This is a genomic window from Methylocystis sp., assembly GCF_051061225.1.
Lineage (GTDB): Bacteria > Pseudomonadota > Alphaproteobacteria > Rhizobiales > Beijerinckiaceae > Methylocystis.
The window spans coordinates 1-8,357 of the sequence record NZ_JBPFEB010000059.1; the positions used below are offsets into that span (position 1 = coordinate 1).

Consider the following 8,357-nt stretch of genomic DNA (forward strand, 5'->3'; position numbering starts at 1 on the left):
AGCGGGAACCGGAAATAGAGCCAGACGGCGTGGGCGATGATCTCCGGCGGGAAACGATGGCGTTTGTAGCTCACGGGCGGCTGGGTCATGTCCGCCCTTGTCGGCCCAAAAGCGCTACCCAGCCGTTAACGTGACAACGCCCGGGTCAGGCAAGACCAACACGCTCGCCCATCGCGTCGCGCATCTGATCGTCAACGGCGCCGATCCGCGTCGCATCCTGCTGATGACCTTCTCCCGCCGGGCGGCGGCCGAGATGACGCGGCGCGTCGAGCGCATCTGCTCAGAGGCGTTGGGAGCCAGCGCCGGGATCCTGACCAACGGGCTCGTCTGGGCGGGGACGTTTCACGGGGTCGGCGCTCGCCTGTTGCGCGAGTACGCCGGTGAGATCGGGCTCAATCCCGATTTTACAATCCATGATCGGGAGGACGCCGCGGATCTGATGAATCTCGTTCGGCACGGGCTGGGCTTCTCGAAGACGGAGAGCCGCTTCCCAACCAAGGGGACTTGCCTCGCCATCTATTCCCGCGTCGTCAACGAGGAGCTGCCGCTCGACGACGTTCTCGAAAGTTTCTTTCCTTGGTGCGCTGGCTGGAGCGCTCAGCTGCGCGAGTTGTTCGCAGCCTATGTCGAGGCCAAGCAGGCGCAGAACGTTCTCGATTACGACGACTTGTTGCTTTATTGGGCGCAGACCCTGGGCGAGCGGGCGCTCGCGGAGGACATCGGCGGAAGGTTCGATCACGTCCTTGTCGACGAATATCAGGACACGAACCGCCTCCAGTCCTCGATCCTGCTGGCGATGAAGCCCGGCGGGCGAGGCCTCACCGTCGTGGGCGACGACGCTCAGTCGATCTATTCCTTCCGCGCCGCGACCGTGCGCAACATCCTCGATTTTCCCAGCGCGTTCACCCCTCCCGCCGACATTGTCACGCTCGACCGCAACTATCGCTCGACGCAACCGATCCTCGCCGCCGCGAACTGCGTGATCGAACTCGCGAGCGAGCGTTTCACCAAGAACCTCTGGACGGAACGCCAATCAGGGGAAAAGCCTCGGCTCGTCACCGTCCCCGACGAGGCCGACCAGGCCCGCTACGTCGTCGAGCGCGTCTTGGAGGACCGGGAGATCGGCGCGCGCCTGAAACAGCAGGCCGTGCTGTTCCGCGCCTCTCATCACAGCGGCCCGCTCGAACTGGAGCTGACCCGCCGCAACATTCCCTTCGTCAAGTTCGGCGGCCTAAAATTCCTCGATAGCGCCCACGTCAAGGACATGCTCGCCCTGCTGCGGTTTGCGCAGAATCCGCGCGACCGCGTCGCCGGCTTTCGCCTCATGCAGCTTCTGCCGGGCGTCGGTCCGGCGTCGGCGCAACGCGTCCTCGACCTGATGGCGGAACAGCCCGACCCCTTGTCCTCTCTCTCGGATATCCCCGCGCCGCCGCGCTCGGGCGACGATTGGACTGGGTTTGCCGAAGCACTCCAGTATTTGCGCTCGGGCAAGGCCGGCTGGCCGGCGGAAATCGCAAGCGCGCGCCGCTGGTACGAACCGCATCTCGAGCGCATTCACGAAGATGCGGCGGCACGCCTGGCCGACCTACTGCAACTCGAACAGATGGCGGCAGGTTACCCCTCGCGGGAGCGCTTCCTCACCGAATTGACCCTCGACCCGCCGGACGCCACGAGCGGCCAGGCCGGCGCGCCGCTTCTCGACGAGGATTATCTGATCCTCTCCACCATCCATTCGGCCAAAGGACAGGAATGGAAATCGGTCTTCGTCCTCAACGTCGTCGACGGCTGCATCCCCTCGGATCTGGGGGCCGGAACGACGGCTGAAATCGAAGAGGAGCGGCGGCTGCTCTATGTCGCCGTGACGCGGGCGAAGGACAATCTTCATCTCATCACGCCACAGCGCTTTTTCACTCATGGGCAGCACCCGCAGGGCGATCGCCATGTCTACGCGTCGCGAACCCGCTTCATCCCAAAAGCTTTGCTGCGCCATTTCGAATGCGTGACGTGGCCGCGGGCTTCGGCCGCCTCAGGAGAGCGGCAGGGCGCCAGACGGATTCGCGTCGATGTCGGCGCCAGAATGCGCGCCATGTGGCGTTAAGAGGAAGGCCCCATGTGCAACCTGTATTCGATGACCAAGGGGCAACAAGCGATCCGCGAGATGGCCCGCGCGATGCATGATCGGACCGGCAATCTGCCGCCCTTCCCCGCGGTCTTTCCCGATTACGCCGCGCCGATCGTCCGAAACGGCCCCGAGGGGCGGGAGTTGACGCTGGCGCGTTGGGGGATGCCTTCGCCGGTCTTCGCGTTGAAGGGCAAGAAGTGCGATCCGGGCGTCACCAACGTCCGCAACATCAAGTCCCCACATTGGCGGCGTTGGCTCGGGCTCGAGAACCGCTGCATCGTGCCCTTCACCAGCTTCTCAGAAAACGAGGCGCTCCCCGACGGCACGCATCCGACGGTCTGGTTCGCCCTCGACGAGACGCGGCCACTCGCGTTCTTCGCCGGAATTTGGACTCGGTGGACCTCGGTGCGCAAAGTGAAGGAAGGCGAGACGACCAACGACCTCTTCGCGTTTCTGACCACCGAAGCGAACAAGCTCGTCGGCGCGATTCATCCGAAGGCGATGCCCGTCATTCTGACGACGCCCGAGGAAATTGACCTTTGGATGACGGCGCCCGCCGAGGAGGCGCTCCGGCTACAGCGACCGCTCGCTGATGACGCTCTCAGGATTGTGGCGAGGGGCGGAAAGCAGGACGACGGAGGCCTCGCGGCCTGACGGCCATGCTTGCGTCGAACGAGGTTCCCTACGAGACGGAAAGCTGAAGGCGTCTGGTGGGCGCCCCTGTAGGCTGCGAGCGCCCTCGGCTCTACGAGGCATTCCGCCGCTTGGCGTTTGCTCCCATTCCATGCTGGCTAGAATAGTTGTGAGGATGCTGGTTTTGCGCCATTCTTGCATGAGTACGAGTTCTGAGAGGTCGCCAATGACGAACGACGCCATTGCCCAACTCTCAATCCTCACGGAAGCGTTGACGGAGATTGTCGACTTGGCGACAGCGCGATCAAGTTCGGTCGCTCTGTCGAATGATGTGCTCGATCGAATGGGGGAAATCGCTGCGGGAGCGCTCACAGCCGCCGCAACCTACGGGCAGTTGCCCCCTTTTCCGACGGAGATCGGTCTTCGGAGGGAGACGCTAAATTAGCGTCGCTTGATCGCTGGAGCAGGCTTCTAGCTTTCTTCGATTAGCGTAGTTGAGGAGGCACCGAGTTGGGCGTTAACATGCACCGCCAGCCAAACCGTCGGCTGGGTCGCATCGGTCCATTCGACCCGATGCCGACGGCGCGCCGGGATTTCCACATAGTCCCCTGGACGCAGAATGCGTGGAGCATCCTCCCCCTCGAACAGCAATCCTGCTGAGCCGCTCAGCAGGACGACCCATTCGGTCTGCTCCTGGTCGTACCAAAAGCCAGGCGGACTCGCTTGGCCAGTCGTGACAATGCGTTCGATCCGCGCGCCGGAGAACTCGGCAAGGACTGTGAACTCCTCCTCGGCTAGACGCTGCGGAATGTTCGAGAACAGATTGCCGGCTACGACCATCGCGTTCCTCCTTGTGGCGGTATTCCGCACGTCTTCATGCACCCCGTGGCCCGCCAAATGGAAGTAGTCACGCCTTCCGGTGAGCATCAGCGCAAGGCCGTCGATCGCCGCGACGACGGTCGACGATGAGTGATACAAAGGGCCGCAAACCTCCATGCGCGACTGTTCGCGCGTGATTTTCTCCGGGCAGGTGCCGATCGCCGCCAAGAGACGCTCGTGATCGACGAAGCGATCCGACCGGCGGTTGGGTTTTCGGGGCATGGACAGAGCCTCTGTTGTTCTGTATTCGTTCTTATATGAGCGCGGCGGCGTGGAGAAGGCCGAAAATGGGGTTGAGGGCTTGGAAGCGAATTGGCGGCGGCGTCGTTCTGGCGTTTGCGGCGCTCGGTCTCCTCCCCGTGTTCGCGCCCGCGGCAGCGCCGGTGAGGTCGAAATCCACTACGCGCCTGCCGAGAACCTTGAGCACCTGGACGTTGGTCTGCTGCGCTCAGCGCATACAAAGATTGACATGGCGGCTTATTCGCTGACCGATTGGCCGGTCATCGACGCCCTGATTGACGCCCGCAGGCGTGGCGTCGCCGTCCGCATCGTCCTCGATCCGAGCCAGCAGCATGCCTTCGACCGACTCCGCGAAATCGCGGGCAGCATCCGCATGAAGGCGCCAGGGCCCTATATGCACCTCAAGTCCTATGCGATCGACGGCCGGACCCTGCGCTCGGGGTCTGCAAACCTGTCGGCTTCGGGTCTGAAACAGCAGGACAATGACATCCTTGTCGTTCGTGAGCCTTCTGCAGCCAACGCCTTCGAGGCTCGCTTCGAGCAAATATGGGCGCGCGCCAATCCGCTGCCGCCTCCCGGCAATCAGTTTGCGAATCCCGCGCCCTCCCCCGCGCTAAAGTCGGAAATGGCGGGCTGCCTGATCAAGGGCAATGTCAGCCGCAATGGCGAGCGGATCTATCATGTGCCGGGGGATCGCACATACGCTCGCGTGCGGATGGAGAAGGAGCGGGACAAGCGCTGGTTCTGCACCGAGGAGCAGGCCGTCGCAGCCGGCTGGCGGAAAGCTTCGACTTGGTAACTCTACCAAACCCCGGGGGCGAGCCGATATTTTGTCCGTTTTACATAGGCCGCATATTCGGGGAATCGATCCGCTAGCGTCCGCTCCTCGAGTATGGCGCGTACCGCCAACAGCATCAACAACGGCGGAGCCAACGCGAGCCCGTAGAACGAGCCGAGCAGCAGCGGCGTCCCTAGCAAGAAGAAAATCGCCGCACCATACATCGGGTGGCGTACGATGGCATAGGGGCCCGTCGTTACGATCCTTTGGCCTCGCTCCTCCTGGACTTTGACGACGGGCGCGGCGAAGGAGTTCTCCGCCAAGACGCGCCAAATGATTGCGTAGGACGCCAGGATGCTTACGGCCCCAGCGACTTCGGCCCAAACCGGCATGTGGCTTGTCCGCCACTGAGTGGCGTCGAGACTCATGACGACGAACGACGCCAAGTAAAACGCAAAGAACAGCAACAGGATGACCTCGTCCCACGCCGGCTGGCCGGCTTGGAAGGGCGAGGCCAATCGCTCCCTCAAAAGGCTAGGATCGTGACGAGCGAACCATAGCCCCGCGGCCGTGCCGATCCCTCCAATGATGATTAAGTAGATCCAGGCTTCCGGCCACGCGATCTTGCCAGCCGGCAGGAAAAGGAGCGCCGCAATGGCGACGAGCCAGATGGACGTCTGGAGGAAAAGTCGAGTCAGCATGATTGCAAATCCAAAGGGGGCATGCCGAGATCGGGGAAGGGCCACGAGGCGCCCTTGCACCTACCGCCGGTCGGTGTTGCGCGACAACGGCTGGGGGTTCAGGTTTGCAATCACCACCTCTCCCCGAAGGGACGGGCTTCGACTTCGAAGCTCCACGCCGTACGGTCTTGACGCATAAGAGACATCGCGATGTCGGCGACGGCTGCCGGTTTGACGAAGAAATCGTCCGGCTTGTCGGGGAAGCTGTTTCGCGTTTCCGGCCCGCCAACCACGCCGTCGATGATGATCAGCGCCACGTGAACGCCCTTCGGCCACAGGTGGCGGGCGAGCGACTGCGTCAGCGACCTCTGGGCCGCTTTGGCGGAGGCAAAGGCAGCCGTGCCGGCCATGCCGCGCAGCGAAGCGGTCGCGCCCACGACGATGATGGCGCCACGCCCGGCTGCGGTCATGGCCGGAATCACCCGGCGCGCCGTCAGGAGCAGGCCGAGCGTATTGATGCGCCAAGCCTCCTCGAAGTCGGCGGGCGCCACCTGCTCCACATCGCCCCAAACGCCCTTGCCGGCATTGTAGATCAGCGCCTCTACTTGCCCCAGTTCGGTCTCGGCGGCGGCGAAGGCGGCCTCCACGGAGGCTGCGTCTGTCACGTCGCAAGCAAACGCGCGAGCGTTCGGCAATTCTCCCGCGAGTGGCTCGATCCGATCTTTTCGACGGGCGAGCAAAGCCACGTTGTAACTCTCGGCGGCAAAGCGCCGAGCAAAGGCCTCGCCGTTGCCCGGCCCGACGCCTGCGACCACGCATGTTGGGCGGTTATCAAGCTCGTTCATAAGGCGGCGCCTCCGCGGGCGGATGAGATCTTGACGAAATGGCGTGCCTTCGATCTCCGCTCGAAACCTAATTCGGGTCAGGCGCAGGAGCAACAAGAGGTTCTTCCAGCCGGGGCGAGGAGAAGGCCACAAAGCCCCCTACCACGTGGACGGGCTATCCAAACAGCCGGAGCAGGATCAGGTGCGTTGGCAAAAACACCAGCAGCGGCAGCGCCGTCATTTCGAGGGCCAGATACAACGGCGGCGGGATGACGTGTTGGGGTTTCTCTCCCGGGCCAAACACCCAATTGATGTTCTTCTCTGGATCCGTGGCATTGTAGGAAATCAACAAAACGACCCAGGTCAACAGAGTTTGAAAAACGAAAGCGCGCTTGTCGTAGCCAAACTTGCTCAGCAGAAAAAGCAGCGTCGGGGGCAGCGCCAGGTGAAAGAGGGACAAAGACCGTAGAGGCAGAGAAAGTCTTTCATCGAACATATAAGCCGCGAGCCCGATGAGGCGACCGCCCGCCAGGAAATCGATCGCCCAGCCAAGTTCAAGGGCTAGGACGCCGACAGCGGGCATGATGGCTAAGAGCCGTTCTCGGGACAGCAGCGAGACAAGCGTGAAGGCGAGAGCAATATCCGATAACCACAGAAAGTTAGCCGGCCCGTAGCTGCGCCAATAAACGGCAGCGATGAGTGGCGTCGCCAAGGAGTATGCCGCCGTCAGCCAGACCAGTAAGCCATCAGGGCTTGCCATCGCCGTCCTATAAAGCGCACCTCGTTATTTACGTAACCGACTTAAGCTTCTTACAGGCTGCTTTCCAGCCTTCCCCGGAGGGCGGGTCTCCGGCTTTGAAGCTGCGTTGATTTTCCGTTGAAGAAGGAGCAACGATGTCGCCACAAGCCGTTCGCGGCCCGCCAATTTTTTCGTCTGCCCTACGCTTGCGCTTCGGAAAAAAGCCCACCTCGCGGCGGGCTCTGAAATCACCTTGGCGACTGGCGCGCTTTCCCGTGGACCTAAAGTCCTACGTCTCAGAATTACCAGACGCCGTTGCAGGCCGCTGCTTTACGGCCTTTTGCGCAATCTTCTCGTTCACTTTCTTGAGCTTCTCCGCGGCGCGCGCCTCGGCGACGACAGCGCGATCATAAGCCTTTTTGGCGACAGTGAGCTTCTTTTCGGCCACCTGATGGGCGGCAGTCGCCGTTGCGAGAGGGTTCCGGGTCCGCTTCTTTGCCGGCGCTTTGCGCGTGGCTTTTTTGACAGCAGCCTTCGCAGTGGCTTTCCGAGCGACTTTCTTCGCCGGGCCTTTGCGAGCGGCTTTCTTCGTGGCGCCTTTACGCGCAGTCTTCTTCGCAGTCGTTCTTCTTGCCATTTTGCACCCCAGTATTTGTATGGACGAATCGTTCGCTACAGCATTTTCGCCAAGCAGTCACGTGATTGCTGACAGAATCCCTGTGCATTTGGAGCGGTTTCAGCCAACGCCCGAACGGGCGAAATTGCTACGAGAGCGCCGACAGCGACGGCGGCCTATGGGCGGTTGCCAGCTTTTCCATCTGAGATCCCTCTTCTCGGGAAGGCGCTGGGGCAGCGCTGCTCGATCGGCGAGATCTGCTCTCGTTCGTGTCTCCACCATGCAGCCGGCGCATGCCAGAGGCGATCGGGCCGTCCCTCGCCTTTGAGACTGAGCGACGGAATTTCGGACCCAAATTGATACAAGCCACGCGAGCGCTAATTGCGGGAGGCAACTATACGGACGCGAACATGCCCTCCCTCCCAAGTTTGGTTTTAGCTGCTAGCGCCTTCGTAACTCCCGCGGCCGCTTATTCGCCGAGGGAAGTTGCGAGCGTTTCGCCTATCGAGCTGGCATGCCCGACCTGGGATAGATCGCGTTGCGACGCCGATCGCCGGCCTCGCCTCCAAACGACCGCGACAAACGCCAAACCAGAGGCTTCCGATAGCGTAACGGCTCGCGCGGCCGGCGACGACGTTCGCGTCGATATCAAGGAATGGCGCACGCCCACGGCTGGCGCGCATCCGCACGGTCCACTTGCGACGTGCGACGGAGCGATCTGGTACACTGGCCAAATGGCCAATCTTCTCGGGCGACTCGATCCGAAGACCGGGCAGTTCCGGGAATACCGTTTGAAAATGCCCGACTCGGGGCCGCATGGGCTGGTCGCTGACGCGACTGGCGCAA

At 62.3% G+C, this 8,357-nt stretch carries 7 protein-coding genes and 1 pseudogene; 3 read left to right on the forward strand and 5 right to left on the reverse strand.

Annotation, left to right across the window (positions count from 1 at the left end; genetic code table 11):
- A pseudogene (locus ACR652_RS11335) lies at positions 1 to 89 on the reverse strand (IS6 family transposase); the annotation flags it as partial.
- A gap of 8 nt (positions 90 to 97) precedes the next feature.
- Between ACR652_RS11335 and ACR652_RS11340 the strand changes: the two are divergent.
- Together ACR652_RS11340 and ACR652_RS11345 are read left to right on the forward strand one after the other, a co-directional pair.
- On the forward strand, positions 98 to 2,098 hold the full coding sequence (locus ACR652_RS11340) for an ATP-dependent helicase (RefSeq protein ID WP_434506610.1): 2,001 nt from the start codon (positions 98 to 100) through the stop codon (positions 2,096 to 2,098).
- 12 nt (positions 2,099 to 2,110) lie between these two features.
- The gene (locus ACR652_RS11345) at positions 2,111 to 2,776 is read left to right on the forward strand and encodes an SOS response-associated peptidase (RefSeq protein ID WP_434506611.1); all 666 of its coding nucleotides are present in this window, start codon (positions 2,111 to 2,113) and stop codon (positions 2,774 to 2,776) included.
- Positions 2,777 to 3,226: 450 nt separating this feature from the next.
- On the opposite strand, the gene ACR652_RS11350 is transcribed toward ACR652_RS11345, so the two are convergent.
- On the reverse strand, positions 3,227 to 3,802 hold the full coding sequence (locus tag ACR652_RS11350) for a cupin domain-containing protein (RefSeq protein WP_434506612.1): 576 nt from the start codon (positions 3,800 to 3,802) through the stop codon (positions 3,227 to 3,229).
- A 37-nt stretch (positions 3,803 to 3,839) separates the two neighbouring features.
- Between ACR652_RS11350 and ACR652_RS11355 the strand changes: the two genes are divergently transcribed.
- Positions 3,840 to 4,673, forward strand: a complete 834-nt coding sequence (locus ACR652_RS11355; protein ID WP_434506613.1) for a phospholipase D-like domain-containing protein — start codon at positions 3,840 to 3,842, stop codon at positions 4,671 to 4,673.
- A 2-nt stretch (positions 4,674 to 4,675) separates the two neighbouring features.
- Here ACR652_RS11355 and ACR652_RS11360 read toward each other — a convergent pair whose 3' ends face one another.
- From ACR652_RS11360 to ACR652_RS11370, 3 genes are all read right to left on the reverse strand, one after another.
- Positions 4,676 to 5,353, reverse strand: a complete 678-nt coding sequence (locus ACR652_RS11360; protein ID WP_434506614.1) for a methyltransferase family protein — start codon at positions 5,351 to 5,353, stop codon at positions 4,676 to 4,678.
- A 110-nt stretch (positions 5,354 to 5,463) separates the two neighbouring features.
- Positions 5,464 to 6,177, reverse strand: coding sequence for an SDR family NAD(P)-dependent oxidoreductase (locus ACR652_RS11365; protein WP_434506615.1), 714 nt, complete (start codon positions 6,175 to 6,177; stop codon positions 5,464 to 5,466).
- A 154-nt stretch (positions 6,178 to 6,331) separates the two neighbouring features.
- Positions 6,332 to 6,868, reverse strand: a complete 537-nt coding sequence (locus ACR652_RS11370) for a hypothetical protein (RefSeq protein ID WP_434506616.1) — start codon at positions 6,866 to 6,868, stop codon at positions 6,332 to 6,334.
- Between the last annotated feature and the right edge of the window lie 1,489 nt (positions 6,869 to 8,357).